Origin of the sequence: Streptomyces sp. NPDC006872, from assembly GCF_040635845.1 — a bacterium.
Lineage (GTDB): Bacteria > Actinomycetota > Actinomycetes > Streptomycetales > Streptomycetaceae > Streptomyces.
Genome location: NZ_JBEYIL010000007.1, coordinates 311,450 through 338,125 on the forward strand (window position 1 = coordinate 311,450; position 26,676 = coordinate 338,125).

14 protein-coding genes are annotated in these 26,676 nt (G+C 72.2%); 6 read left to right on the forward strand and 8 right to left on the reverse strand.

What is annotated here, in order from left to right:
- Positions 1-8: 8 nt before the first annotated feature.
- From ABZ725_RS22570 to ABZ725_RS22580, 3 genes are all read right to left on the reverse strand, one after another.
- Complete coding sequence (locus tag ABZ725_RS22570) at positions 9-4,766, reverse strand: beta-ketoacyl synthase N-terminal-like domain-containing protein (protein WP_358804378.1); 4,758 nt, start codon at positions 4,764-4,766, stop codon at positions 9-11.
- The gene (gene fabD, locus ABZ725_RS22575) at positions 4,763-12,202 is read right to left on the reverse strand and encodes an ACP S-malonyltransferase (RefSeq protein WP_358804379.1); all 7,440 of its coding nucleotides are present in this window, start codon (positions 12,200-12,202) and stop codon (positions 4,763-4,765) included. The genes ABZ725_RS22570 and fabD overlap by 4 nt, the downstream gene beginning before the upstream one ends.
- A gap of 105 nt (positions 12,203-12,307) precedes the next feature.
- Positions 12,308-14,101, reverse strand: coding sequence for a fatty acyl-AMP ligase (locus tag ABZ725_RS22580; RefSeq protein WP_358804380.1), 1,794 nt, complete (start codon positions 14,099-14,101; stop codon positions 12,308-12,310).
- Between the two features lie 284 nt (positions 14,102-14,385).
- On the opposite strand from ABZ725_RS22580, the gene ABZ725_RS22585 reads away from it, so the two are divergent.
- On the forward strand, positions 14,386-16,581 hold the full coding sequence (locus tag ABZ725_RS22585; protein ID WP_358804381.1) for an MMPL family transporter: 2,196 nt from the start codon (positions 14,386-14,388) through the stop codon (positions 16,579-16,581).
- A gap of 77 nt (positions 16,582-16,658) precedes the next feature.
- Here ABZ725_RS22585 and ABZ725_RS22590 read toward each other — a convergent pair whose 3' ends face one another.
- Entirely contained in the window at positions 16,659-17,087 is a 429-nt protein-coding gene (locus ABZ725_RS22590; protein ID WP_358804382.1) for a DUF6299 family protein, read from the reverse strand.
- A 230-nt stretch (positions 17,088-17,317) separates the two neighbouring features.
- Here ABZ725_RS22590 and ABZ725_RS22595 point away from each other — a divergent pair, with 230 nt between their 5' ends.
- Entirely contained in the window at positions 17,318-17,500 is a 183-nt protein-coding gene (locus tag ABZ725_RS22595) for a DUF5999 family protein (protein WP_358804383.1), read from the forward strand.
- Positions 17,501-17,609: 109 nt separating this feature from the next.
- Here the strand turns inward: ABZ725_RS22595 and ABZ725_RS22600 are convergent, their stop codons facing one another.
- Together ABZ725_RS22600 and ABZ725_RS22605 are read right to left on the reverse strand one after the other, a co-directional pair.
- Positions 17,610-18,011: a RidA family protein gene (locus ABZ725_RS22600; protein ID WP_358804384.1), complete on the reverse strand. Its 402-nt coding sequence runs from the start codon at positions 18,009-18,011 to the stop codon at positions 17,610-17,612.
- Entirely contained in the window at positions 18,008-19,186 is a 1,179-nt protein-coding gene (locus ABZ725_RS22605; RefSeq protein ID WP_358804385.1) for an acyl-CoA dehydrogenase, read from the reverse strand. Before ABZ725_RS22605 ends, ABZ725_RS22600 begins: the two co-directional genes overlap by 4 nt.
- A 257-nt stretch (positions 19,187-19,443) precedes the next feature.
- Here ABZ725_RS22605 and ABZ725_RS22610 point away from each other — a divergent pair, with 257 nt between their 5' ends.
- The 3 genes from ABZ725_RS22610 (at position 19,444) to cysC (ending at position 22,649) form a co-directional block, all read left to right on the forward strand.
- A complete protein-coding gene (locus ABZ725_RS22610; protein WP_358804386.1) occupies positions 19,444-21,075 on the forward strand; it encodes an AMP-binding protein in 1,632 nt (543 codons plus the stop codon).
- A gap of 15 nt (positions 21,076-21,090) precedes the next feature.
- Positions 21,091-21,903 (forward strand): PaaX family transcriptional regulator C-terminal domain-containing protein, encoded by an 813-nt coding sequence (locus tag ABZ725_RS22615; protein WP_351906933.1) that lies wholly within the window; start codon positions 21,091-21,093, stop codon positions 21,901-21,903.
- Positions 21,904-22,082: 179 nt separating this feature from the next.
- Positions 22,083-22,649, forward strand: coding sequence for an adenylyl-sulfate kinase (gene cysC, locus ABZ725_RS22620; RefSeq protein WP_358804387.1), 567 nt, complete (start codon positions 22,083-22,085; stop codon positions 22,647-22,649).
- Positions 22,650-22,682: 33 nt separating this feature from the next.
- Here the strand turns inward: cysC and ABZ725_RS22625 are convergent, their stop codons facing one another.
- The gene (locus ABZ725_RS22625; RefSeq protein ID WP_358804388.1) at positions 22,683-24,986 is read right to left on the reverse strand and encodes a bifunctional salicylyl-CoA 5-hydroxylase/oxidoreductase; all 2,304 of its coding nucleotides are present in this window, start codon (positions 24,984-24,986) and stop codon (positions 22,683-22,685) included.
- On the reverse strand, positions 24,983-25,810 hold the full coding sequence (locus tag ABZ725_RS22630) for an enoyl-CoA hydratase family protein (RefSeq protein ID WP_351906929.1): 828 nt from the start codon (positions 25,808-25,810) through the stop codon (positions 24,983-24,985). Before ABZ725_RS22630 ends, ABZ725_RS22625 begins: the two co-directional genes overlap by 4 nt.
- A 339-nt stretch (positions 25,811-26,149) precedes the next feature.
- On the opposite strand from ABZ725_RS22630, the gene ABZ725_RS22635 reads away from it, so the two are divergent.
- Entirely contained in the window at positions 26,150-26,611 is a 462-nt protein-coding gene (locus tag ABZ725_RS22635; protein ID WP_358804389.1) for an ATP-binding protein, read from the forward strand.
- The last annotated feature ends 65 nt before the right edge of the window (positions 26,612-26,676 follow it).

A 26,676-nucleotide genomic window follows, 5' to 3' on the forward strand; every position in this document is an offset into this window, starting at 1 on the left:
CGGGCAGCTCAGCACAGCCGGTCGCGGAGCAGGGAGAGCACAGCGGTCCGTTCCTGGTCCGGATGGCAGAAGTAGTGGTCCCCGGGGAATGTCTCCAGCCGGAAGTCGCCCGTCGTCACTGCCTTCCACGCGCTCATGCCCTCCTCGCTGACCAGCGGGTCCCGGAGTCCGTGCAGCGCCGTGACGGGCGCCCGAAGGTCCGCGTCAGCCGTCGACGGCTTGTACCCGTGGACGATGCGCAGATCGGCGCGGCCGACGGGGTCCAGCACGCCCGTCAACTGCCGCCCGGCCTCCTCGCCGAGGCACTCCCGCACAGCGCGCCCCAGGCTCTCGAAATCTCCCTCGAAATCTCCCTCGAACGCATCCGGCGCGGAGTGTCCGAGGGACCGGTGGGCTTGCGCGATCCGTGTCGCCAACGGGTTGGGACCGAGCGAGGGCGAGGTGAAGGCCGCGACGAAGAGATGCCGCAGCGGCCCGCCCCGGATCGTGCCGAACTCGTGGGCGAGCCGATAGGCGAGCAGAGCGCCCATGCTGTGCCCGTAGAACGCGAAGGGGCGGTCGGTGTACGGGGTCAGTGCCTCGGCGAGGAGGCGCACGGCTTCCTCGCAGTCCTCCAGCAGGTGCTCCTGCCAGCGATCCTCCCGGCCCGGCAACTGCACCGGACAGACGTCGATGTCGTCCGGTAGCGCGGCTGCCCAGGTGCGGAAGACGGACGCGCCGCGTCCGCCGTAGGGAAGGCAGAACAACCGGACCCGGGGGTGCCGGCTGAGTCTGTGGTGGCGAAGCCAGCGGGCCGGGTCGCCGGACACCGGGGCGGAGTGCCGTTCCCCGCCCTGCTCGGGGTCCCTTGCGTCTGCTGGGGCGCCGGCTGCGGGAGCCGGCCGGAAGGCGGGCAGGGCGGCGAGCAGGGCGGCCAGTTCGCCCACCGTGGGGCCGTCCACCAGTACGTCCAGCGGCACGTCGGCGCCGAGATCCGCGGACAGCCGCCGACGCAGTTCCAGGGCGGCGAGCGAGTCGAGTCCGAGGTCGGCGACCGCATGCTCGCGCATCTCCTCCGCGTCCACGGTGACCAGGTCCGCCAGCACGTCGGTCAGGTACGCGACGAGGATCTCCGGCTTGTGGTCGGGTGCGGCATGCCGCAGCCGCCGCAGGGTGTCGGGGCGCCGCGGCCCCTCGGGTTCGGCCCGGCCCGTCACCGCCTCGGTGGCCGTCCCCGCGTGATCGCGCACCTGATGAGCGACGACGTCCGGGGGCAGGAGGCGGGCCTCCGCTCCATGGCACTCGGCGAGCTGGCGCCCCATGTGGTCGAAGAGCCGGTAGCCGCCCACCAGGCTCCGCCCGTCCGCCGGTTCGGCCAGGCTGAAGTGCGCCCACAGCGGCCGGCCGTCGGGACCGGGCGTGTTGTCGAGACCGAACCGGGCCAGCGAGGACGTGATGAACGCGGCATCGGCGGGGAGGCGTTCGCCCGCGGCGAGGACGTACAGCTGGGCGCAGGCGTCCAGCACTCCGGGATGCAGGCGCGCCGAGTGACCCGGGGCGCTGCTCGGGTGGGGCCCGTCCGGCCCGGTGGCGCGCAGTCGGGCCAGGACCTCGCCGTCGCTCGACCAGGCTTCCTCGACGCACATGACGGAACTGCCCAGTGCCACGCCGCGCCTGCGCAGGTTCCGGTAGAAGTCGTCACCCCGGGTGTGCACGGGCAGTCGTTCGCGGAGCACCCGGCGGTCCTGCTCGGGCAGTTCCGGCCCCGTCACGGAGGGACGGATGCGGAACTCGCCGTGCACATGCCTGTGCCAGCGTGTCTCCCCGTCGACGACGCTGTGCACGGTGAAGGGGCGCCAGCCGTCACGGTCGTCGCGGCCGTCGCGGTCGGCCCGGTCGTCGCGGTCGGCCCGGTCGTCGTCCTCGACGAGGATCTGCACCGTACGGCGCTCGTCGGCGAACCGCAGGGCGTGTGCGAACACCACCTCGCGCAGCTCGTACGACGAGGCCCCGCCCAGCTCGCGGGCGACCTGCGTCAGCAGGTCGTGGTAGTGGCCCAGATGCAGAACCCCGCCGGTGTCGGCGAGCGCGGGCAGCAGTCGCCGGCTGAGCACGGTCTCGAACTGCCGGCTGGGCAGCGGGGACCGTACCTGCCTGAGCGTCGTCGGACCGGTGGGCAGGGGGGCGGCCGCGTCCGGTCGATGCGCGGCGGCGGCCCGGAAACCGTCGGCGCGCGGTACCGGCGGGGCGTGACGGCTGCGCTGGAAGGGGTAGGTGGGCAACGGCAGCCGGACGGGACGCTCACCGTCGTGCACCCCGTCCCAGGTGACGGCGGCTCCGGCTCGATAGGCCGATGCGAGGCCCTCGAGCAGCCGCGGCCACAGCTCCGGTTCGCTGCTGGGATCGCGGGCCGCGTCGCCGACCGCGGTCGTCCGGGTGATCGTCCACCACAGGACGTCGGACGGCTCGCCGGACACGTCCGTGGCTGCGGCCGGGGCCGGGGCCGGGCCGACGGTGACGAACGTGGCGTAACCGCTGTCCGTCAGCGGGGCGAGGACCGCGCGGACGGCGTCCGGTCCTTCCTCGGGACCGGCACCCGCTCGGGTCTCCTGCGAGATCCAGAACCCGGGATCGGTCGGTTGCCCACCGTTCGCCGCCGGCCCGGGGCCGGTGAGAAGGCGCAGCCGGGGCGGGGCCAGAGTGGCTGTGGGCAGCGGGCCCGCACCGCGGCGGGCCGCGAGGTACGCCCCGGCGGCCGGTACGTCCATGATCCCGGCGACGCAGGCGGCGGCCAGCGCGCCGGCGCCGCGGCCGCCCACCGCGGCAGGGGCGATGCCCCATCGGTCGGCCAGCAGTCGGGCCAGTGCGAGCTGGTAGGTGAAGCAGAGCACGTCGGCCGGGAGCGGTTCGAGCCGGGACATCCGGTCGGGGTCCGCTGCCGTGCGCGGATCCGGTACCGCGACTGCCAGTACCGCGGCTGCCGGTCCCGCCGCGGTGGCCCGCAGCCGGGCGACGCAGTCCTCGTATGCGGCGCGGAAACCCGGGCTGACGGCGCACAGCTGCGCGGTGTGCTCCGCCGCCTGGACGAGATCCGCGTCGAGGAACAGGGCCGTGTGCCGACCGGCTCGGCAGGGCCGGTCCGGTACGGGACGGGCTGCCATGGCGTGCAGCTCGGCGCCGAGCGCGGCGCCGGAGGCAGTGGTGACCAGCGCCGCACGGTAGGGGAAGTGGCGGCGGCGGGAGCCGAGGGTGTGGGCGATGTCCGCGGGATCCGCGTCGGGGTGGGCGGCGGCCCAGTCGGCGAGACGGCGCACGAGGTCGCGCACGGCGTCGGGTCCGGCCGCCGACAGCGGCAGCACCTGCGCCCTGTGCCGCGACCGCGGGGCTGCGCCGGGGTGTTCCGGGGTCGCGGGCTCCGCGTCCGCCAGCACCACGTGGGCATTGGTGCCGTTGAAGCCGAAGGAACTCACTCCCGCGATCCGTCCGCGCTCGCCCGCCGGCCAGGTCAGCGACCGGTCGGGAAGGATCACCGGAAGACTGTCCGCGCCCAGCCGCGGGTTGGGCTCCTTCAGATGGAGGTTGCCCGGGATCCGGCCGTGCCGCAGTACCTGCACGGTTTTGATCAGCCCCGCGACGCCGGCGGCCGGTTCCAGGTGACCGATGGCGGACTTCAGCGCGCCGAGGACCAGCGGACGGGACGCGGGCCGGTCCCGGCACAGGACGTCGGCGGCGGCGCGGATCTCGATCGGATCGCCGAGCGGCGTCCCGGTGCCGTGCGTCTCCAGGTATCCCATCTCGAGCGGGTCGGCTCCGGCGTCCCGCAGCGCCTCGCGCAGCAGCTCCCGTTGAGCACGTTCGCTGGGCACGGTCACCCCACCGGCTTTGCCGTCGTGGTTGACGGCGGAGCCGCGGACCACCGCCAGCACGGGAGCCCGGACCGCGCGGGCGTCGGACAGCCGCATGAGAGCGACGAGGCCGCAGCCCTCGGCCCGGACATAGCCGTCGGCGGCGGCGTCGAAGGTGCGGCACCTTCCGGTGGGGGACAGCGCGCCCATCTTGCACAGGGCGACGTACGGCTCGGGTGCGAGCAACAGGTTGACCCCGCCGGCCAGTGCGGCATCGCACTCGCCCAGACGCAGGCTCCGCACCGCCAGATGGACGGCCACCAGCGACGAGGAACACGCGGTGTCGACGACGAGGGCCGGTCCGCGCAGCCCCAGCGTGTGGGCGATCCGTCCGGCGGCGATGCTCGGGGCGATGCCGGTGGCGGTGAACGGTCCGACCTCCTGGGGCGGGACGGGCACCCGGGAGTGGTCGGAGCCCGACATGCCGACGAAGACACCGACTCTGCGCGAGTCCGGCCGTTCGGCGAGGAGTCCGCCGCTTTCCAGCGCCTCCCAACCGGTCTCGAGGAGCAGCCGGTGCTGCGGGTCCATCTGGGCCGCTTCCTGTGCCGAGACGCCGAACAGGCCCGCGTCGAAGGCGTCGACGTCCCCGGTCAGGAATCCGCCGCTGGTGGTGTACATCCGGCCCGGGGCCTGTGGGTCGGCGGAGTAGTACAGCTCCGTCGGCCATCGGTCGGCCGGGGCCTCGGTGACCGCGTCACGGCCCTGGTCCAGCAGTTCCCAGAGGCGCTCCGGCGAGTCGGCGCCGCCGGGCAGGCGGCAGGCCATGCCCACCACGGCGATCGGTTGCCGCCCGGCCGAGCGCTCCTGCGCGAGCTCGGCGCGCAGAGCGCGGATGGCCGTCAAGGACCGCTGCAGCAGATCCTCCTGAGGCAGCGTCACAGCCCCAGCTCCTTCAGCTCGTCGGTCAGCGCGTTCCTCAGCTCGTCCGCGGAGTCCGCCCGCGTGGCGTCCGGTCCGGCACAGTCCTCGGCGTTCAGGATCGGCAGCGTCCGGGCGAGCCTTCCGAGGTCCGCGCACAGCACGCCGAACTCCGGTCCGCCGGTGGCCAGGGAGGCGTCGAACGCCTCGGTGGCGAGGTCCGTGTCCACGGGGGCCAGGCCGTGGCGGCGCAGCAGGTAGCCCTCGGTCGCCGCATCGATCCGCATCCCGCCGTCCCGCAGGTACGGCCAGATCACCGCGATGGCACGGCCACGGCGTTCGCCGCGCACACGCAGCCGCTCCCGGTGCCGGGCGAAGGCGGTGAGGAAGGCGCTGGCGTAGCCGTAGTCGCTCTGCCCGGCGTTGCCGGTCAGTGCGGTGAGAGACGAGAACATCATGAAGAAGTCCAGTTCGTCGCCCTGGGTGAGGGCGTCCAGGTGGACGGCGCCGGCGAGCTTCCCGGCGAGGACCTCGTCCACGTCCTGCGCGGTCTTGTTGGTGACCAGAGCGTCCTGGATGCGGCCCGCCGCGTGGATGACGCCGTCGAGTCCGCCGTGCCGACTCCGTACCCGTGCCAGCAGGCGGCGTACGTCGTCCTCGCGGCCCACGTCCGCGACGACGTGTTCGACGGTGGCGCCGATCGCCGCGATCCGCTCGATCGCTTCCCGCTGCCCGGGATCCGGCGCCGACCGGCCGACGAGGACCACGGTGCAGCCGGGAGCGCGCCCGGCCAGGTGTGCGGCGAACACCAGGCCCAGCGCCCCGAGGCCGCCGGTGATCAGGTAGGTGCCGTCCGGCCTGAGCCGGACCGCCCGGGGCTTCCCGGCGGCCGGGAGGAGGGCCCGCATCCGCCGCACGAGGCGGCCGCCGGGACCGTGGCGGACCTCGGTGGGAGGATCCGGGACGCCGAGCTCGGCGCCGCACGCCTCGATGACCCGCGCCGGTCCGGGCAGGGCATCGGCCGTGTCTCCGGCCACGGCCACGGCTTGGCACGTCAGCCGTGGGCTCTCGTGCCGTACGCAGCGCGCGAACCCGCCGAACGCCTCCACCAGCGGTCGCGGTCCCTCGCTCTCGGCGTACTCGTCGAGCACCAGCAGCCGCACCGGGTCGGGAAGGGCGGTGAGGCAGCGGACCAGGGGGAACACCGAGCGGATACCCGCGTCGAGGAGTTCGTCGAGCGTCGGGGCGGCCGCCTCGGTGCCGCACGCCCAGCGGTGGACGAACACCCCGGGCACCCCGCCCGGCCGGGCGGCGAGGTCCCCCACCAGCCGGGTCAGGTCCGTGTCCTGTCCCGGCCGTACGACGTACTCGTCGTCACCGGTGCGGTCGTACGTCTCGCCGGGCCGGACCAGGATCACCGGGGCGTCCGAGCCCTGATCGCGCAGCTGCCGGGCCAGTGCCCGGGCGAGTGCGTCGTCCGTGTCGAGGACCACCGCCCCGGTCGACCAGACGGCGGGGCCGCCCGCCGGGCCGGACAAGGGGGCCGCTTCCCAGGTCCCCTCGTAGAACGTCTTCTCGAACCGCGGTTCCGGGAGCTCGGGGGCGGGCGACCGCCCCACGCCCGGTGCCGTGGTCACCGCGGAGCCCGATGTGCCCGAACCGATCTTCTCCAGCAGGTACCGGGCCAGTTCCGTGACGGTCGGGTGGTCGAACGTGACGGTCGCGTACATCGGTACGCCGAGTTCCTCCTCGATCCGGGTGCCGAGCCGGACGGCGAAGACCGACTCCAGGCCGAGTTCGACGAAACCGCGGTCGGGATCGGGCAGGGCGCCCGGCGAGTACTGGAGCAACCGCCCCAGCTCCGCCCGGAGTTGCTGGACGAGGAAGGAGTGCCGTTCGCTCTCCGGGAGGGCGGCCAGCGCGGCGAGCATGCCGGAATCGGGTGCGCCGCCGGGCTGCCTCGCCGTCGGGATGTCCGGCCTCGCGTCGTCGAGCCAGTACCGTTCGCGGCTGAAGGGGTACACCGGGGCGGGCGTCCGGCGCGGGCTCTCGTCCGCCGTGTACATCTCCTGCCATGTCCAGGACGTGCCCTGCGCCCAGGTGCGGGCGATGTCGTCCCACTTCGCGCGTTGCGCGAGACCCGCCAGTTCGCCGGCCGCCGCCGACCGGGGCCGGCGCGGTGCGACAGCTGTGTGCACCGCCGGGTGGCCGACCGTGCCGGCCGGCCGGAAGCCGCCGTCCAGGTAGGCGTCCAGGGCGCGGACCGCCTCGTTGCGGTCGGCGGCGACGAATGCCAGCCGATGGGACAGGGCACTGCGTCCGCATTGCAGGGTGTAGGCCAGGTCGAGCAGGGTGCGGGTTTCCTCGGCATCGTCTTCCGCAGCGTTCGTGCCGTCGGTCAGGAACGCCCGCAGCCGTACGGCGTACCGCCGCAGTGCGCTCTCGTCGTCGGCGGACAGCACGAGGATCCGGGGGCGGCGGTCGGGCCGGCGTCGAGGGGCCTGCCGGGGCGCCTCCTCCAGCACGAGATGGACGTTGACGCCGCCCGCGCCGAAGGAGCTGATGCCCGCCCGGCGCGGCAGCGGCGTGCCCTCGGGGTCTCGCAGTGGCTCCCAGGAGCCGCATTCCCGCCGGACCCGGAAAGGCGTCTCCTCGAAGGGGATCTCGGGGTTGGTGCGGTCCGAGTGCAGCAGGGTCGGGACCAGCGTGCGGTGCCGCAGCTGCAACGCGGTCTTCGTCAGCTGGGCGATACCGGCCGCCGCTTCCGCATGGCCGATGTTCGACTTCACCGAGCCGACGGCGCAGTACTGACCGGCCCTGCCCGCCGGGGCGTACGCGTCGGTGAGCGCGCGCAGTTCGATGGGGTCGCCGAGGCTGGTGCCGGTGCCATGGGCCTCGACATAGCCGATCGTGTCCGCGGTGACGCCCGCCGACTTCATGGCCGCCCGGACCAGTTCGGTCTGCGCGACGGGATTGGGGACGCTGTAGCCCAGGGTCCGGCCGTCGCTGTTGACCGCCGACCCCTTGACGACCGCGTAGACGTGGTCGTTGTCGCGCAGTGCCCGCGCGAGCGGCTTGAGCAGCACGGCGCCGACGGCCTCGGCCGGAACATAGCCGTCGCCGCCCGCGCCGAAGGCCCGGCACCGCCCGTCGCTCGCGAGGAACCCCGCCTCCTGCAGCATCATGTACTTCGTCGGGTGGAGGGAGAGGTTCACGCCTCCGGCGATCGCCGCGTCGCACTCGCCGCGCCGGATGCTCTCGCAGGCGAGGTGCACCGCGTACAGGGACGAGGAGCAGGCGGTGTCGACGGTGAGGCTGGGACCGCCGAAGTTCATCAGGTACGACACCCGGTTCGCCACGGAGAACGTCTGCGACTCGACCGCCACCCACTCGCCTCGGGCGACCGCCTCGGCGCCGAACAACTGGTAGTTGTTGTAGGTGACGCCGCAGAACACGCCGACCGGCGCCCGGCGGTCGCCCGCCGCGGGATCGGCGAGGGCGGCGGGCGGGTAACCGGCGTCCTCGACGCATTCCCAGGCCGTCTCGATGAAGAGCCGCTGCTGAGGGTCGAGGAAGCGAGCCTCCACGGGGGCGATGTGGAAGAACGAGGCGTCGAAGGCGTCGACGTCGTCCAGGAAGCCGCCCCAGCGCGGCCAGTCGTCCCCGTGCCGCTCCCGCGCCAGTTCGGCGTACCGGCGGAAACCCGGCCGGTCCAGGGGGATTTCACGGACCGAGTCCACGCCGTCCAGCAGGTTGCGCCAGAACCCGGCCACGGTGCGGGCGCCCGGGTAGCGGCCGCTCATGCCGACGATGGCGATGTCGAGGCCCGACGCGGAGCCGGGAGGTTCCGGCCGCGTCCGCTCGGCCGACGGCAAGAGACCGGCGCGTGTGACGGTGGCGGGGGCGGTGACGGTGGCGCGGGCGGGGGCGGGGGCACCGGACTGCCGGGCGAGGTAGGAGGCCAGTTCACGGAGGGTCTTGTAGGTGTAGAAGACCGTGGTGGACAGCGGGCCGTACCGGTGCTCCAGGCGTCGGCGCAGCTGGAGCACCGTGACCGAGTCCAGGCCCAGCCGCTCGAACGGGGTGTCCACGTGGATCTCGGTCCGGTCCCACTTCAGCACTTCGGCGAACTCGTCCAGCAGCGCCTCGGCGACCTCGTCCCCGGTGTGCGCCGAGGCGGAGTCGGCCGACGAGGGCGTGCCGTCGCCCTGGCCGGCGCGGGCCCGGGCGGCCGTCCGGCTCTGCTGTGGCCGGGGCCAGAACCGGCGTCGCTCGAAGGCGTAGCCGGGCAGGGGCAGTCGGCGGTGCGGACCCGCCGGACGCAGCACGGCCCAGTCCAGATCGACACCGCACGTCCACAACTGGGCGAGCCGGTCGAGCCTGCCCCCCGCGGTGAGCCCGGCGAGGTAGGCGGCGCCCGGCGGATCGGCTCCGAGGTCGGCGAGGGCGTCCGTGGCGAGGCCGGTGTGGACCCCCGGGGCCTCGGTGTCGTCACGGCAGAAGCTTTCGAGACCGGCCCGCAGTTCCGCGAGGTTCTGGGCGACGATCGCGAGCCGGTGCGGCATGGCCTCCCGCCCGGTCTGCAAGGTGGCCGCGAGGTCCGGGAGGTCCGCGGGAGCCACCAGGCCGTACGCCGGGGCGTCGTCGGGCGCCGGAGCGGCACGCAGTCGCGTGGCGAGCCGATCGGCCTGGGCGCGCAGCGAAACGGCGGTACGCGCGGACAGCGGCACGACGTGCGCCCGGCCGTCCGCCTGTGCATGTGCCTGCGGCTGCGGCTGCGGCTGCGGCTGCGGCTGCGGCTGCGGCTGCGGCTGCGAAGTCGTCGGAAGGTACTCCTCCAGCACCACGTGGGCGTTGACGCCACCGAAGCCGAACGAGCTGATTCCGGCGCGGCGGGGCAGTGCGCGGCCGTCGGGCCCGACGGGGCGGGGCCAGGTGCGGGTCCGGTCCAGCAGCCGGAAGGGGGAACCGGCCAGCCGGAGGTGCGGGTTGGGGGTGGTGAAGCCGCGCAGGGCGGGCTGTCGGCCACTGCGGATCGCGAGCATGGCCTTGACCAGCCCGGCCATGCCCGCGGCGGCCTCCAGGTGACCGATGGAGGTCTTCACCGAGCCGATGCCGCAGTGCGGCTCGGCGGGATCGGCCAGGCCCCAGTCGTCGTACAGCGTCCGGAACGCCTGTCGCAGTCCTTCGATCTCGACCGGGTCACCGAGTTCGGTGCCGGTCCCGTGGGCTTCGATCATCCCGGCGGTTGAGGGATCCAGGCCGGACTCCCGCCAGGCTGCGACGATCACGTCGGCCTGGCGGTCCGGGCTGGGGGCGGTGAGCGAGGCGGTCCGGCCGCCGTGTCCGACCGCGCTCCCCCGGATGACCGCGTGGACGTGGTCACCGTCGGCCTCGGCCCGGACGAGCGGCTTGAGGAGGACGGCGGCGACGCCTTCGCCGCGGACGTATCCGTCGGCCGTTGCGTCGAAGGTCTTGCAGTGGCCGTCCGGGGCGAGCATTCCGGCCTGGCTGAAGGCGACGAAGCCGCTCCGTGCGGCGAGGACGTTGACTCCTCCGGCGATGGCCTGGTCGCATTCACCGAGCCGGATGCTGCGCACGGCACGGTGCAGGGCCACCAGGGAGGAGGAGCAGGCGGTGTCCACCGGCTCGCTGGGGCCGCGCAGTCCCAGAAGGTAGGAGACACGGCCGGCGAGTACCGAGTGCGCCAGCCCGGTGGCAGTCCGGGCCTCGACCGGGATGCCGGCACCGGTCAGCGCCTCGATGTAGTCCATGGCGCTGACCGCGGCGAAGACGCCCGTGCGACTGCCGTTCAGGTCGGACGGGCGGTAGCCCGCGTTCTCCACGGTGTGCCAGACGGTCTGCAGGAACAGCCGTTGCTGTGGGTCCATCAGCAGCGCTTCCGCGGGGGAGATCCCGAAGAAGGAGCAGTCGAAAGCGGCCGCGTCGCGGAGGAAGGCGCCCCAGTGCCGGGGCGCCGCCTGCTCGGACAGGTCGTCGGGTCCGCCGTCGAGTGCCCGCCGGTCCCAGCGGTCGGCCGGGACCTCGCCGACGGCATCGTGTCCGGCGAGCAGGTTCTCCCAGAACGTGGGGAGGTCGTCGGCGCCAGGAAAGACGCCGCTGACGCCGATCACCGCGATCGGCCCGCCCGCGGCGGCCCCGGCCGTGGGCGGCCGCTCGGCGGGGCGGGGCGGCCGGACAGGGACAGGAGCCGGAGCCGGAGCCGAGGGATGCGCCGACTCTGCGCCGTCGGCGGCCAGGTGCGTCTCGTCAGCGGCCAGGTGCGTCTCGTCGGCCGCCGGGTCGGCCGGGTACACCTGCGGCATCCGATCCCGGTGTGCGGACGCCAGCTGGCGGGCGAGCGCGCCCACCGTATGGTGCTCGAAGAAGACCGACGGCGTCACATCGGCCCCCAGGTGGTCGCTGAGCCGGCCGGAGAACTCGATGAGTTGTACGGAGCCGAAGCCGAGCGCGGCGAGCACCGATGCCGAGGTGACCGCGGCGTTCTGTCGGCCGCTGGTCGCCAGCATCTCCCGCACACTCTGCACGAGGTCGCGTTCGAGGAGTTGGACGTACGACTCGTCGGCCGACTGCGCTCGCACGGGGGCGGGGCCCGGCTGGGCCGCTCGGACGGCCCGCACCATCCCGATGACCGCCGTGCCCGGTCCGACCTGCTCGAAGTCGCTCACTCCCGCGTCGAGCAGGCGGCGCACCGAGTCGGCCCAGCGCACGGGGGCGGCGATCTGTCGGGCCAGTTCGGCGCCGATGTCCTGGTCGTGCGGTGCGGCGGTGGTGTTGGCGATCACCGGGATCCGCGGCGGCGCCAGTTCGACTCCGGCGACGAAGCCGGCGAAGGCGTCCGCCGCGTCCCGCATGTAACGGGAGTGGAAGGCGCCGCTCACCGGCAGCGTGCGGCAGTCGGCGCCGGCCGCCGACAGGTGCGGGCCGACCCGCGCAATGCTCTCGGCAGGGCCCGAGATCACCAGCTGGTCGGCGGTGTTGTGGTTGGCGACGTCGATGTCGTCGCCTCCGCGACGCGCCAGGACGTCGGCGAGGTCGTCGGCGCCGAGACCGATGACCACGGCCATGCCGCCGCCGACGGCGCGGGACATGAGTTCGGCGCGCCGCCGCACCAGGCGCAGGCCGGTGGCGAAGTCGAAGACGCCGGCGGCTTCGAGGGCGTTGTACTCCCCCAGGCTGTGACCCGCCAGGAAGTCGGGTGGGCTGTCGTGCCGCTCCGACCAGTCCCGGTGGGCGAGGGCGTTGACGACGTACATCGCGGGCTGGGTGTATCGGGTGTCGCCGAGTCGCCCGTCGGGGTCGCTCAGGCACAACTGCGCGATGGAGTACCCGAGGACGTCGTCGGCCTGGGCGGTGAGGTCCGGGAACCGTGCGAAGAGTTCCCCTCCCATCCCGCGGTGCTGGGAGCCTTGCCCGGGGAACACAAGCGCGATCACTGCTGATTGCTCCGAATGAGGGGATACAGGTGGAGAGATGGACGGTTCGCCGGTCGGCCCGCGCGAGCTGCCTGCCCGCCGGGTGACAGGAGCTGCCAAGGGGAGCTACCCGAGGACGGCGGCCCGGACCAGCCGACCCGATGCGTACGCTTCTCGGCACGCCCCGCGCCGGAGCTTGCCGCTGCTGGTCATGGGCAGACTTCCCGGCTGTACGGGAACCAGTTCGTGCAGTTCGACGCCGTGCCTCGCCAGCAGCGCCGTGCGCACCGTCTGCTCCACGACGGTGTCCGTCATCCGCTGCTCGCGTACGGCCCTGGGATCCACTTCGGCGACCATGACCAGGCGTTCGCGGCCGGTGACGTCGAACCGAAAAGCGGCGATCCGGTTCGGCCGGAAGGCGGGCACGGCGTCCTTGACGGTGGCCTCCAGATCGGTGGGCCAGTGGTTGCGGCCGTTGATGATGACGACGTCCTTGACCCGGCCGGTCACATACAGCTGACCGTCCGCCAGGAATCCGAGGTCGCCGCTGCGCAGCCAGGCGCCGTCCGTGTCGTCGTCCACGTCCCCGGGCCGGTCGTGGAAGGTCCCGATGCCGGGATCTCCCGCGTAGCCGGGGCTCACGTTCCCGCCGCAGGTCCAGATCTCTCCCACCCGGAGGTCGGGCAGGACCCGGCCGGCCGGGTCGGTGACGCAGACCCGCTGGTCCACGGGTACTCCGCAGCTGACCAGTTCCACGACCTGCTCGGGCGCCGTGCCGGCGTCCGCCGCGACCGCGTCTCCGTGGGCCAGCGCCTCCCGGTCGCAGACGAGCACCCGAGGCGCCTCGTCCAGGGGCACGCAGGTGACCACCAGGGTGGCCTCGGCAAGCCCGTAGGACGGAGTGTGCGCTTCGGGACGGAAACCGCAACCTGCGAAATGCTCGGAGAAGCGGCGCAGGGCCGACGCCCTGACCTGCTCACCGCCGTTGCCCAGGACGCGCAGACCGGACAGGTCCAGGCCGTCCAGGGCGGCTCCGCGCACCCGGTCCACGCACAGGTCGAGGTTGAAGCACGGCCCGGACGTGACGGTGCCGCGCCACCGGCTGATCGCGCCGAGGTAGGTGAGAGGTCTGCGGATGAAGTCGGCCGGCCCCATCAGGACGCAGGAGGCGCCCAGCCCCAGGGGTCCCAGGACACCCAGCATCAGGCCGAGATCGTGGTAGAGCGGCAGCCAGCTGACGGCGACGCTCGACGGGTCGACCCGGAACGCGGTACGCACCTGGGCCACGGCCCGGGCGATGTTGCCGTGTGTGATCTGCACGCCGCGCGGGGCGGATGTCGACCCGGAGGTGTACTGGAGGTAGGCGACCGTCTCCGGAGCCAGGTCGACGGGCAGCCAGTCACCGGACCTGTCACCGGGCACCTCGTCGGTCCGGATCACCTCGTACCCGGTGAGCCGCGGGTTGCCGGCCTGCAGACGGCGGACGTCCTCGCCGCCCGCGTCGTCGGTGAGGACCACCTGGACGCCTGAACTGGGCAATACCGACGCCAGACGGTCGGCGCCCCCTGCCGAGTCGGCCTCGCAGAGGGGGACGGCGACGACTCCCGCGTACAGACAGGCGAGGAAGGCCGTGACGTACTGCGGACCCTGCGGGCACACCAGCGCCGCCCGGCTCCCTGGCGCGCACCGTGACTGAAGTGCGGCGGCGGCGGCGCGAACCCGGCGGTCCAGCTCCGCGTAGGTCCAGGTGAGCGGTTCGTCCACGGTTCCGCCGCGGCTGCCGACGAAACGGTAGGCGATGTCGTGGGGCCGGTCGTGGGCAAGGCGGCGCAGTCGCGCTACAGGATGGTGCGGCGGCAGGGCCGAACAGGCCGAATCCCTGTCGGCGACACCGGAAGGTTCAGGGAGCGAAACCGACACGGTCCGGGCTCTCCTCGTCGCAGTCGATTCACGATCATGGGTCTGATCCACCAACGCCCCGCTCGGGACGGAGGACACGGCGTGAGCGGACTGTTGCCCCGACAAAGAAAACGGCTCCCGACAAAGGGAATATCCCGGCGAAAAGGCCGGAGGAAAGACCGGCGGAAAGCAGAGACGTTTCCCTGGTCAACCGGCAGCAGATCCATGCGATTTCCTCGTGATGAGTCCGCCATCGTCGGTGGTACTGTGCCGATCCTCCCAATTCCCGAAATAACGCGATCGGCATGAAGAATATGGTCGGATTTTCTCATTTCCGTGCCCGCACCGTTCTGGCCGTCGCCGCCCTGTGCGTCCTGCTCTCCGGCCTGGTCGCAGCGCTGACGTCGGACCGGCTCATGGCCGGTGGAATGTATCCGCCGTCAGCCGCTTCGGTGCGGGCGGAGCGCATCCTGGGCGCGAAGTTCGGCGCCGGCAGCCCCGATGTACTTCTGCTCGTGGAACCTCGCGACAGCAAGCAGCCGGTCGATGCGCCGACCGTTGCGAAGGCGGGCCGGGATCTGACCCGGACCGTACGGCGCGCGGCCCCGATCCACTACGTCTCCTCATTCTGGGGCGGCGATCCGGCGATGCGCGCCCGAGACGGCCGAAGCGCCGTGATCGCCGTGAAATACCGAGGGGACGAGAAAGAGGTCAGCGAGGCCGTGGCGCGTCTGTTGCCGTCCGTCCTCGGTCGGCACGGACCGGTCACCGTGGCGGCTGCCGGATCCTCGGCGGTTCTGGAGGCACTGCAGGAGCAGAGCCATCGTGACCTGATCCGGGCCGAGCTGCTGACAGCGCCACTGGTGCTGCTCCTGCTGATCCTGGTCTTTCGCAGCCTTCTGGCGGCACTGCTTCCCGTCCTCGTCGGCGTGCTGTCCGTGACGACGACCGCGGCGCTGCTCGGCACCCTGGCGACGCTCACACCGGTCAGCGTCTTCGCCCTCAACATCGCCAGCGCCCTCGGTTTCGGCCTGGCCGTCGACTACAGCCTGTTCATGGTGACGCGCTTTCGCAGTGAGCTCGACTCCGGTGCGGACACGGGGGCGGCGCTGCGGACGACGATGGCCACAGCGGGTCGGACCGTGGCGTATTCAGCGGTGGCGGTCTCACTGTCCCTGGCCGCGCTGCTCGTCTTCCCGACGATGTTCCTGAGGACCGTGGCCTACGGCGGAATCATCGTGACGCTGCTGTCCGCGCTGGCCACCGGGGTGGTCCTGCCGGCCGCGCTCGCCCTGTTGGGCCGTCGGCTGCAGACCGGGACCACACCCCGTACCCGCGACGGCGAAGGGCGCACGAAGAAGGCCACGAGCTGGGTGTGGTCCGCCAGCGCCCGGCTCGTACGGCGAGCCCCGGCGCTGGTGGCTGTGGCGGTGACAGTCCTTCTGGTGACGCTGGCCGCGCCGTTCCCGGGAGTGTCCTTCGGCTTCCCGGACGACCGGGCGCTCCCCGCCGGGACCGCGGTCAGGGCGGCCTCCGACCGCGTACGCGAGGACTTCCCGCACCTGTCCGCTCCCCAGATCGCGGTGGTGCTCCCCGGCACGGCGGACAGCCGACAGGCTTCGGCCGGCACCGGGGACTACGCACGCGCCCTCTCCCGCGTCCCAGGGGTACGTCACGTCGAAGGCGCGAGCGGCGCCTACACGCGTGGCGGCCGGCAACCGTCGGCTCCCTCCGCCACGCGCTCCTACACCAAGGGCTCCGACACCTGGCTCAGGGTCACGCTGGCCGGCGACCGGTCCGACGGCGACCGGGCTCTGCGCTCACTGGAAGCCGTGCGTGACGTGTCCGCGCCCGTACCACCGCTGCTGGGGGGCGGTGTCGCCCTGCTGCAGGACACCAGGAGTGCGCTCGCCGATCGCCTGCCGCTCGCGGTCGTGTGGGTGGCCCTGTCCATGTTCGTCCTGCTGTTCGCCTTCACCGGCAGCGTACTGGTACCGCTGAAAGCGCTCCTGCTCACCGGACTGAGCATGACCGCGGCCCTCGGCGCCATGGTCTTCATCTTTCAGGACGGCCATCTGCAGGGTCTTGTCGGCGCGTTCACACCCGTCGGCACCACCGACATCATGATGCCCATCCTGGTGATCGCCATCGCCTTCGGGCTGTCCATGGACTACGAGGTGTTCCTCCTCTCCGCGTTCCGGGAGAGCTATCTGACCCTCGGGGACAACTCCGCCGCCATCGAGGCCGCGGTGCGACGCACGGCTCCCCTGATCACCTCGGCCGCCGCGCTCATCATCGTGGTCTTCCTGGGGCAGGCGTCGTCGCCCGTCGTCCCGCTGAAGATCGTCGGCGTCGGCATGGTCGTCACCATCCTGCTGGACGTGACCGTGATCCGCATCCTGCTGGCTCCTGCCCTCATGCACCTCGCGGGCCGGACCAACTGGTGGGCGCCCGCCCCACTGGCACGTCTGCACGCCCGCTACGGACTCGCCGAGACCTGACCGGACTCTTCCCCGGCCGCGAAAGGTCCGCCGACCGGGACGCGGTGTCGGACGACTCCGCGTCCCGGTCCGGCCGCTCAGCCCTCGGCGAGCGTGATGTCCCGCTCCTGTACCGCGTGGAAGCGGGGCAGGGGCAGGCCGCTCTCGGGGCGGAGTTCCATCAGCGTGGCCTCGACGTGGGCCACTCCGGGCTCGAGGTCGCCCGGGGCGACCTTGCCGGTGTTCGTCCAGGCGTGCTCGGCACCGTCGCACACCGCGCGGGTGCCGCCGACGCCGTGCTGGGCGTTCCCGGAGTTCTGCCGGACGGAGGAGCTGACGAAGACGGGACCCGTGCCGCCGGTGCAGAGGTACGTGCCGGACAGCGTGACGGTGCCGTCGGAGGCGATACGGCCGACCTCGTCGACGGTGACGGACTCCGTCGGGGCCGCGACGGCGGTGACCGCCGGGGCGGCCAGCAGGAGCAGGGCGGCACCGGCGGCCGCGGACAGGACAGGGCGCAACGACATGGAAGAACCTCCTGTTGTGGGGGCCTCCACTGGTACCGGGCGGACGCGCGCTGGCCGGTGACCGTCACTCCTTCGGTGGCGAGTCCGCACCGGTCGTCGACGAACGGTCCTGGAGTTGTCCTGGTGCTGTCACGCTTTCGGGCACCCCCTGGCGATGGCTCCGGCGCGGGCGCATGGTCTACCCATGCGGGCCGACCGGACGGCCGACCCCACCAACGTGGAGGTGCGCCATGTGTTCCCACCAGCTCTCCGACACTCACCCCGTGCACGTCGTCGCCGCCCACCCCGAGCAGGGCTGGAACCTGATGTGCGACGGCACGATCGTCTTCGACGACTCCGGCGAACTTCTCCCCGACGGCCGCGTCGTGGACCCGCACCGGGTGACCGCGCAGCGGCTGGCCGTCGCCGCCTGATCCCGATCACCGACCCGATCGCCTGGCCCTGCCGCGCATCCCAGCCGCGCATCCCGGCCTCGCATCCCAGCGGCGCGTCCCGGTCGGCAAGCCCGGCCGGCAGGTCACCTCACTGGTCCAGCACCGCGAACCCGTCCAGTTCGACGAGGGCCTGCTCGTCCCAGAGTCGTACGATCCCGACGACGGCCATCGCCGGGTACTCCCGGCCCGCCGACTCCCGCCAGATTCGGCCCAGCTCGGCGGCATGCGCCCGATAGGCGGCGACGTCCGTGACGTAGACCGTGACGCGCGCCAGGTCCGACGCCTTGCCGCCCGCCGCCGTCAGCGCGGCCAGCAGGTTGGCGAGCGCCTGCGCGAACTGCTGCGGCAGCGTCTCCCCCACGACCTTTCCGTCGACGTCCAACGCGGTCTGGCCGGCCAGGAAGACGATTCGGCCGCCGGTGGCGACGACGGCGTGGGAGAAGCCGGTGGGCGGGGAGAGTTCGGGCGGGTTGACGCGCTGGGTGGTCACCTGGCCTCCAGGTCGACGTGCTCTGCATGCTCTGCGCGCTCTGCATGCTCGGCGTGTTCCGTGTACAACTCCCGGGCGATGATGCCGCGTTGGACCTCGCTGGCCCCTTCGTAGATCCGCGGCGCGCGCACCTCGCGGTAGAGGTGTTCGAGGAGATGACCGCGGCGCAGCGCCCGTGCGCCATGGAGTTGGACGGCCGTGTCGACGACGTACTGCGCGGTCTCGGTGGCGAGCAGCTTGGCCATCGCGACGCGTTTCGGGACGTCCGGCGCGCCGCTGTCGTACGCCGTCGCCGCCGCGTGGACCATCAGACGGGCCGCTTCCGTGCGCAGAGCCATCTCGGCGACCTGGTGGGCGACCACCTGAAGGTCCCTCAGCTTGCCGCCGAACGCGTCCCGTTCGGCCGTGTGGGCGAGGGTGGCGTCGAGGGCGGCCTGCGCCATGCCGACGGCGAAGGCGCCGACGCTGGGGCGGAACAGATTGAGCGTGCCCATGGCGACCCGGAAGCCGCGGTCGGCCTCGCCGAGCACATCGTCCGCCGTGACCGGTACGGCGTCGAAGCGGAGGGCGCCGATGGGATGCGGGGAGAGCATGTCGAGGGCGGAGCCGGTGAGACCGGGGCGGTCGGCGGGGACGAGGAAAGCGGTTACGCCACGGGATCCCGCCCCGGGAGTCGTGCGGGCGAAAACGGTATAGAAATCGGCTTCAGGCGCGTTCGAGATCCAGCACTTCTCACCGGTGAGCCGCCAGCCGGAGCCGCCCGGGCCGTCCCGCTCGGCGGCCAGCGACAGCGCCGCCGCGTCCGAGCCCGCGCCCGGCTCGCTCAGCGCGAAGGCGGCCACCGCGCTGCCGTCGGCGACGCCCGGCAGCCAACGCTCCCGCTGGGCGGGGGTGCCGTGCGCGTGGACCGGATGCGCGCCCAGACCTTGCAGCGCCAGGGCGGTCTCCGCCTCCGTGCAGGCGTACGCGAGGGACTCGCGCATCAGACAGAGGTCGACGGCGCCGGAGGTGAACAGCCGGGCCAGCAGGCCGAGCCGGCCGAGCTCGGCCACGAGCGGACGGTTGACGCGGCCCGGTTCACCCTTCTCGGCGAGCGGGCGCAGCCGGTCGGCGGCCAGTGTGCGCAGCTCCGCGCACCAGGCGGTCTGTGCCGGTTCGAGCGAGAATGCGGGCATCGCCTGTCCCCTCTGCCGTGCGTGTCTGCCACACCTGCCTGTCGCGCCTGCTTGCGGTACCTGTCTGTCGCGCCTGCCTGCCGTAGCTGCCTGCCGTACCTCTGTGTCGTATCCGTCCCGCACCGCCGTCCGTACGTTCTCCGCCCTCCGACGGTATCGCGTACCGTTGACTGCCGTCACCAACGCGATACGCTCGTTGCGCGAGTCTGCTACGACGCCCAGCCGGACAGTCCCTCCAGGCAAGGGGTTGAACGCCCATGAACGTCTCGGCCCACGTCGACACCTTCGCGCGCGATCACCTCCCGCCGCCCGGCGAGTGGCCCGATCTGCGCTTCGAGCTGCCCGAACTGGACTACCCCGAACGGGTGAACTGCGCCGCCGAGCTGCTCGACCGCGCCGCCCCCGACCGACCCGTGTTCCACACCCCCGCCGGACCGTCCTGGACGTACGGAGAGCTGCGCGCCCGCGTCGACCGGATCGCGCATGTGCTCACCGACGGCCTCGGGGTCGTCCCCGGCAACCGGGTGCTGCTGCGCGGGCCCACCACGCCATGGCTCGCGGCCTGCTGGTTGGCGGTGCTGAAGGCGGGCGCGATCGCGGTCACCGTCCTGGCTCAACAGCGGCCGAACGAGCTGCGCACCATGTGCGAGATCGCGCACGTGCAGCACGCTCTGTGCGACATCAGGGCTGTCGACGACCTCGCCAAGGCGGACATACCCGGGCTGCGGATCACCACGTACGGGGGTGACGCCGACGACGACCTGCTGAACCGCCCCGCGCCGACCGAGCCGTACCAAACTGTCGAAACCGCTTCCGACGACGTTGCGCTGATCGCGTTCACCTCCGGCACCACCGGCCGTCCGAAGGGGTGTCTGCACTTCCACCGGGATGTGCTGGCGATCGCCGACACTTTCTCGCGACATGTGCTGAAACCGCTTCCCGACGATGTCTTCGCGGGCAGTCCCCCGCTCGGCTTCACCTTCGGCCTCGGCGGGCTCGTCGTCTTCCCGATGCGGGCGGGCGCGAGCGCGCTGCTGCTCGAACAGGCGGGCCCCCGGCAGTTGTTGCCCGCGATCGCCGAGCATCGGGTGACCGTGCTGTTCACAGCGCCCACCGCGTACCGCGCGATGCTGGGCGACCTCGGTGACCTCGGCGACCCCGGGGGCGCCGGTGCCCACGACGTGTCGTCGCTGCGGCGCTGCGTCTCCGCCGGTGAGAACCTGCCCGCCGCCACCTGGCACGCCTGGCACGAGCGGACCGGACTGCGGCTGATCAACGGCATCGGCGCCACCGAACTGCTGCACATCTTCATCTCCGCCGCCGACGAGCTCGTCCGCCCCGGCGCCACCGGCGTCCCCGTCCCGGGCTGGCAGGCGCGCGTGCAGGACGCGGCCGGCGCACCCGTGCCCGACGGCGAGCCCGGACTGCTCGCCGTGCGCGGCCCGATCGGCTGCCGCTACCTCGCCGACCCGCGACAACAGCAGTACGTGCGCGACGGATGGAACATCACCGGCGACACCTATGTCCGCGAAGCCGACGGCTACTTCCGGTACGTCGCCCGCGCCGACGACATGATCATCTCGGCCGGGTACAACATCGCCGGCCCCGAGGTCGAGGAGGCGCTGCTGCGCCACCCGGACGTGATCGAGGCGGCGGTCGTGGGCCGCCCCGACGAGTACCGGGGGCAGGCGGTCGTCGCGTTCGCCGTCCTGCGGGAGGGCGCACGGCGCGACACGGAGGCGCTGCGCGCCTTCCTCAAAGCGGAACTGGCACCGTACAAGTGTCCGCGCGAGTTCGTCCTCCTGGACGCGCTGCCGCGCACCGCGACCGGGAAGCTGCAGAGATTCAGGTTGCGTGCAAGCGGTTACACCAATGGTGACCAGCACTGATGTCGAAGACCTAAGATGATCAACGTGTCCGATCAGCCCGCACCTCGGTCTCTCATCGTCACGCTCTACGGCGCGTACGGCCGCTTCGCAGCGGGCCCGGTGCCCGTCGCCGAGCTGATCCGGCTGCTCGCCGCCGTCGGCGTCGACGCGCCCTCCGTACGCTCCTCGGTGTCCAGACTCAAGCGGCGCGGACTGCTGCTGCCGGCCCGTACGGCGCAGGGCGCGGCCGGCTACGAACTCTCCGACGAGGCACGGCAGTTGCTCGACGACGGCGACCGGCGCATCTACGCCACGACGCCTCCCGCGGACGACGGCTGGGTGCTGGCGGTGTTCTCCGTTCCGGAGTCGGAGCGGCAGAAACGGCACGTACTGCGGTCCCGGCTGGCCGGGCTGGGCTTCGGTACGGCGGCGCCCGGGGTGTGGATCGCGCCGGCTCGGCTGCACGACGAGACCCGGCACACCCTGCGTCGACTGCGCCTCGACCCGTATGTCGACCTCTTCCGCGGCGAGCACCTCGGTTTCGCGCCGACCGTCGAGGCCGTCGCCCGCTGGTGGGACCTGGCGGCCATCGCCAAGGAGCACGAGACGTTCCTCGACCGCCACGCGCGTGTGCTGCACGCCTGGCAGCAGCGGCCGGACACCCCGCCGCAGGAGGCCTACCGCGACTACCTCCTCGCCCTGGACTCCTGGCGCCACCTGCCCTACACGGACCCGGGCCTGCCTGCCCGTCTGCTGCCGGCGGACTGGCCGGGCACCCGGTCGGCGGCCGTGTTCCAGGGGCTGCACGAGCGACTGCGGGATGCGGGGGCGGAGTTCGCCGGGGTGTGAGCCTGCTCATGAGCGTCCGGCCCCTGAGCTCCGGGTCCCGGAGTTCCGGGTCCCTCCGCGTCATCTCCTGAGCAACGGGCGTCACTCAGTCAGACCTCAGGTTCCTTGACCGCTCCTCTCAGTTTCCTCACCTACCGTTCGACGGGTTGTACGCCGGTGAGGAAAGAGGACTGTCGCGCATGAGCACCACGCCAAGGGCCATCACCCCAAGGGCTCAGGGGGCCACGGTCTGGCTCACGGGGCTGCCGAGCGCCGGCAAGACGACGATCGCTCGTTTCCTGGGCGACCGGCTGCGGTCCGAGGGCCACCGCGTGGAGCTCCTCGACGGCGACGAGATACGCCGTTTCCTCTCCGCCGGACTCGGTTTCTCACGCGCCGACCGCAACACCGATGTGCAGCGCATCGGCCTTGTCTCGGAGGTCCTCGCGCGCAACGGCGTCCTGTCGGTCGTCCCCGTCATCGCGCCCTACGCCGACAGTCGCGCGGCGGTGCGCCTGCGGCACGAGAGGAGTGGGACGCCGTACATCGAGGTGCATGTCGCGACCCCGGTCGAGGTGTGCAGTGAGCGGGATGCGAAAGGGCTCTACGCCCGGCAGGCCGCGGGCGAGCTGACCGGGCTCACCGGCGTCGACGACCCGTACGAGCCGCCGGTCGACCCCGCGCTCGTGCTCACGACGCACGAGCAGACCCCGCTGGAGTCGGCGGACGCGGTGTACGCGGTGCTGGCGGAACGGGGGCTGGTGTGAGCGCGACGACCGCGGAAAAGGCTGAAGGGGGCCTCAACTCGTAAGCCTCAGACGGGTTTTGGGCGTGTCCGTGCGTCCGGAGCGTGGGGGTCGGCTGCCTGCCCGGTAGGGGGCCGGCCAGTCCACGCCCGGTCCGGCATAGCCCTGCTCGGCGGCCGCGTGCAGGGTCCAGTTGGGGTCGTAGAGGTGGGGTCGGGCGAGGGCGCAGAGGTCGGTGCGGCCCGCCAGGATCAGCGAGTTGACGTCGTCCCAGGAGGAGATCGCGCCGACCGCGATCACCGGGACGCCTGCTTCGTGCCGGATGCGGTCCGCGAAGGGCGTCTGGTACGAGCGTCCGTAGTCGGGCTGTTCCTCGGCCACCACCTGTCCGGTCGACACGTCGATCGCGTCGGCGCCGTGCTCGGTGAAGGCACGGGCCATCGCGACGGCGTCGTCGGCCGAAGTCCCGCCCTGCGCCCAGTCGGTGGCCGAGATACGGACGGTCATCGGCCGTTCCGCCGGCCACACCTCACGGACCGCGTCGAAGACCTCGAGCGGGAAGCGCAGTCGCCTGTCGAGTGAGCCTCCGTAGGCGTCCGTACGCCGATTGGTCAGCGGGGAGAGGAAGCCGGACAGCAAGTAGCCGTGTGCGCAGTGCAGTTCGAGCAGGTCGAAGCCGGAGCGGGCGGCCCGCGCGGCTGCGGACGTGAACTGCTCGCGCAGGTCGGTGAGCTGGGCCCGGGTGAGCGCGCGGGGCAGCTGACTGTCCGGCCTGTACGGCAGTGGGGAGGCTGCCACGAGCGGCCAGTTGCCGTCGGGCAGGGGTTCGTCCATACCTTCCCACATCAGCTTTGTGGAGCCCTTGCGCCCGGAGTGGCCGAGCTGGACACCGATCGCGGCGCCCGGTGCCCTCTCGTGCACGAAGTCGGTGATCCGCCGCCAGCCGTCGGCCTGCCGGGCGGTGTAGATGCCGGTGCAGCCGGGGGTGATGCGTCCCTCGGGGGACACGCACACCATCTCGGTCATCACCAGTCCGGCCCCGCCGAGGGCACGGGCGCCGAGGTGGACGAGGTGGAAGTCGCCGGGGAAGCCGTCCACCGCCGAGTACATGTCCATGGGCGAGACGACTACGCGGTTGCGCAGGGTCAGACCGCGCAGCCGGAACGGCGTGAACATCGGGGGCGTCCCGGGCGGGCAGCCGAACTCCCGCTCCACGGCCTCGGTGAAGTGCGGGTCGCGCAGCCGGAGGTTGTCGTGGGTGACGCGGCGGCTGCGGGTGAGCAGGTTGAAGGCGAACCTTCGGGGCGGCTGATCGAGGTAGAGGTCGAGGTTCTCGAACCACTCCAGGCTGGCGCGGGCGGCCCGCTGGGTGGAGGCGACGACGGGCCTGCGCTCCTCCTCGTAGGCGGTCAACACCGTGGGAAGATCGGGGTGTTCCTCCAGACAGGCGGCCAGCGCGAGCGCGTCCTCGACGGCGAGCTTGGTGCCGGAGCCGATGGAGAAGTGGGCGGTGTGCGCGGCGTCGCCCAGCAGGACGATGTTGTCGTGCGACCAACGCTCGTTGACGACCGTGCGAAACGTGGTCCAGGTGGAGTTGTTGGACTTGAGAGAACGTCCGCCGAGCGCGTCCGCGAAGATCTTGGCGCAGCGCTCGACCGACTCCCGCTCGTCGAGTTCGTCGAAACCGGTTGCCCGCCAGACGTCTTCGCGCATCTCGACGATCACCGTGGAGGCGTCGGCGGCATAAGGGTAACCGTGCAGTTGCATCACGCCGTGCTGGGTCTCGGCGATCTCGAAGCGGAAGGCGTCGAAGGCGAAGTCGGCGGCGAGCCAGATGTAGCGGCAGCGGTGGCTGACCACACGGGGCCGAAAAACGTGCGCGTACGCCTCACGGGTGGTGCTGTGCACGCCGTCCGCGGCGATGACGAGGTCGTACTCCTCCGCCAGCCAGGCGGGGTACGGCGCCTCCGTGTGGAAGCGCAGGTCGACGCCGAGGGAGCGGCAGCGTTCGTGCAGGATCTCCAGGAGCCTGCGCCGGCCCAGGGCGGCGAAGCCGTGTCCGCCGGAGGTGTGGCGGGCGCCTCGGTGGACGATGTCGATGTCGTCCCAGCGGACGAAGTCCTGTCGCAGAGCCGCGTAGACGACCGGGTCGGCGTGTTCGATGCCGCCCAGGGTCTCGTCGGAGAGGACCACCCCGAAGCCGAAGGTGTCGTCGGGAGCGTTGCGTTCCCAGAGGGTTATTTCCCGGGACGGGTCGAGTCGTTTGAGCAACGCCGCGGCGTACAGGCCGCCGGGGCCGCCGCCGATGATCGCGACTCGCAGGGGCTGGTCTGTCGTCCCTTGAGTCGGCACACTCATCGCCCCCTCCATTTGGGAGGTCGCTTTTCCGTGAACGCGGCGTGGAACTCGGCGTAGTCCTCGCCGTTCATGAGCAGAGCCTGGGTGGAGGCGTCCAGTTCGATCGCTGCCGCCAGCGGCATGTCCAGTTCGGCCGTCAGCAACGCCTTCGTCTGGGCGTACGCCAGTGCGGGGCCGTCGGCCAGGCGGCGGGCCAGCTCCTGGGCGCGCTCGTCGGCCCGGCCCTCCTCCGTCAGCTCGCTGATCAGGCCGATCCGCTCGGCCTCGGGGGCCCGGACCGGTTCGCCGAGCATGAGCAGCCGGGTGGCGTGGCCGAGACCGACGACCCGGGGCAGGAGGTAGGCGGCGCCCATGTCGCCGCCGGAGAGGCCGACGCGGGTGAAGAGGAACGCGAAGCGGGCGCTGGGGTCGGCGACCCGGAAGTCCGCGGCCAGGGCGAGGACCGCGCCGGCGCCCGCCGCGACTCCGTGCACGGCCGCGATCACCGGGAACGGGCACTCCCGTACGGCCCGCACGACCTGGCCGGTCATCCGGTTGAAGTCGAGGAGCTGGGCGGTGTCCATGCCGAGGGTGGCGCCGATGATCTCGTCGACGTCTCCCCCGGAGCAGAAACCTCGGCCTTCGCCGGACAGCACCAGGGCGCGGACCGATCGTTCCCGGGACAGTTCGGCGAGCAGGTCGCGAAGGTCGGCGTAGGCGCCGAAGGTGAGGGCGTTGAGTTTCTCGGGACGGGCCAGAGTGACGGTGGCGATGCCGTCGGCCTGCTCGACGCGCAGGTGGCGCCAGTCGGAGGTGCGGGCGGCGGAGCCGGTGAAGGGACTCATCAGGGCGGCCTCCTCGACAGTCACCTTCGAAGTTATCACCCTCTTGTGACTGTCGTCAGGACTGCGCGATAGTCCGGCCGGGAAGAATCGCTGTGCAACCGCATGTCACCGCATGGCATGTCACCGCACAACATGCCCCCGTCACACACGTCACCGGTCGTCAATAACGCGGTAACAACGGGATCAGGTGCGCGAGTGGGACCGTTCACCCGGGTAAGCCATCCGGTAGCGGGACCGAAGGTCCCGTGCGGCACCCACTGAGCGCCTTGCCGGAGGCCGCCGTACCATTCCTAAAGTTGAAAGCAGGACCGCCTGATGTCGATCACAGGAACCTGCGCCATGAACGGACTTGCCTTGCACGAACGCCCCTCCGATTCGGCCGCCTCCTGGCGTATCGCACTGCCGCACTCCGCCGCGGCCGTGCCGGTGGCGCGCGCCCTGGTCCGTACAGCGCTGGCCGAGCTGAAGCACGGGGCGGACAGCGACACCGCGGAGCTGCTCACCGCCGAGCTGGTGGCGAACGCCGTGGAGCACACCACCGGGGACGCCCCGATAGAGCTGGTGGTGGAGCTGCAGCCGACCGGCTGCCAGGTCGAGGTGCACGACCCCGACCCGGTGCCCCCCGGCGATCTCACCCGGCCGTCCGGCGAGGAGCCCGACCCCTGGCAGGAGCACGGGCGCGGGCTGCTGCTGATCCGCGCCCTCAGCTCGTCCTGCGGGCACCGGCCCACGGAACAGGGCAAGGCGGTGTGGTTCAGGCTGACCGCGGTTCCGCCGCAGTGGCGTCCGCGTTCGTTGTGAGATCTCGTTGTGAGACCTCGTTGTAAGGCTTCGTTGTAAGACCTTGTTGTGAGACCGGTTTCCGG

Excerpts from the sequence above, each read along its gene's own strand:
- ABZ725_RS22635 (WP_358804389.1), top strand. The coding sequence starts at position 26,150 with ATGAACGGACTTGCCTTGCACGAACGCCCCTCCGATTCGGCCGCCTCC.
- ABZ725_RS22625 (WP_358804388.1), bottom strand. The coding sequence starts at position 24,986 with ATGAGTGTGCCGACTCAAGGGACGACAGACCAGCCCCTGCGAGTCGCG.
- ABZ725_RS22615 (WP_351906933.1), top strand. The coding sequence starts at position 21,091 with ATGATCAACGTGTCCGATCAGCCCGCACCTCGGTCTCTCATCGTCACG.
- ABZ725_RS22595 (WP_358804383.1), top strand. The coding sequence starts at position 17,318 with ATGTGTTCCCACCAGCTCTCCGACACTCACCCCGTGCACGTCGTCGCC.
- cysC (WP_358804387.1), top strand. The coding sequence starts at position 22,083 with ATGAGCACCACGCCAAGGGCCATCACCCCAAGGGCTCAGGGGGCCACG.
- ABZ725_RS22610 (WP_358804386.1), top strand. The coding sequence starts at position 19,444 with ATGAACGTCTCGGCCCACGTCGACACCTTCGCGCGCGATCACCTCCCG.
- ABZ725_RS22630 (WP_351906929.1), bottom strand. The coding sequence starts at position 25,810 with ATGAGTCCCTTCACCGGCTCCGCCGCCCGCACCTCCGACTGGCGCCAC.
- ABZ725_RS22605 (WP_358804385.1), bottom strand. The coding sequence starts at position 19,186 with ATGCCCGCATTCTCGCTCGAACCGGCACAGACCGCCTGGTGCGCGGAG.
- ABZ725_RS22585 (WP_358804381.1), top strand. The coding sequence starts at position 14,386 with ATGAAGAATATGGTCGGATTTTCTCATTTCCGTGCCCGCACCGTTCTG.
- ABZ725_RS22590 (WP_358804382.1), bottom strand. The coding sequence starts at position 17,087 with ATGTCGTTGCGCCCTGTCCTGTCCGCGGCCGCCGGTGCCGCCCTGCTC.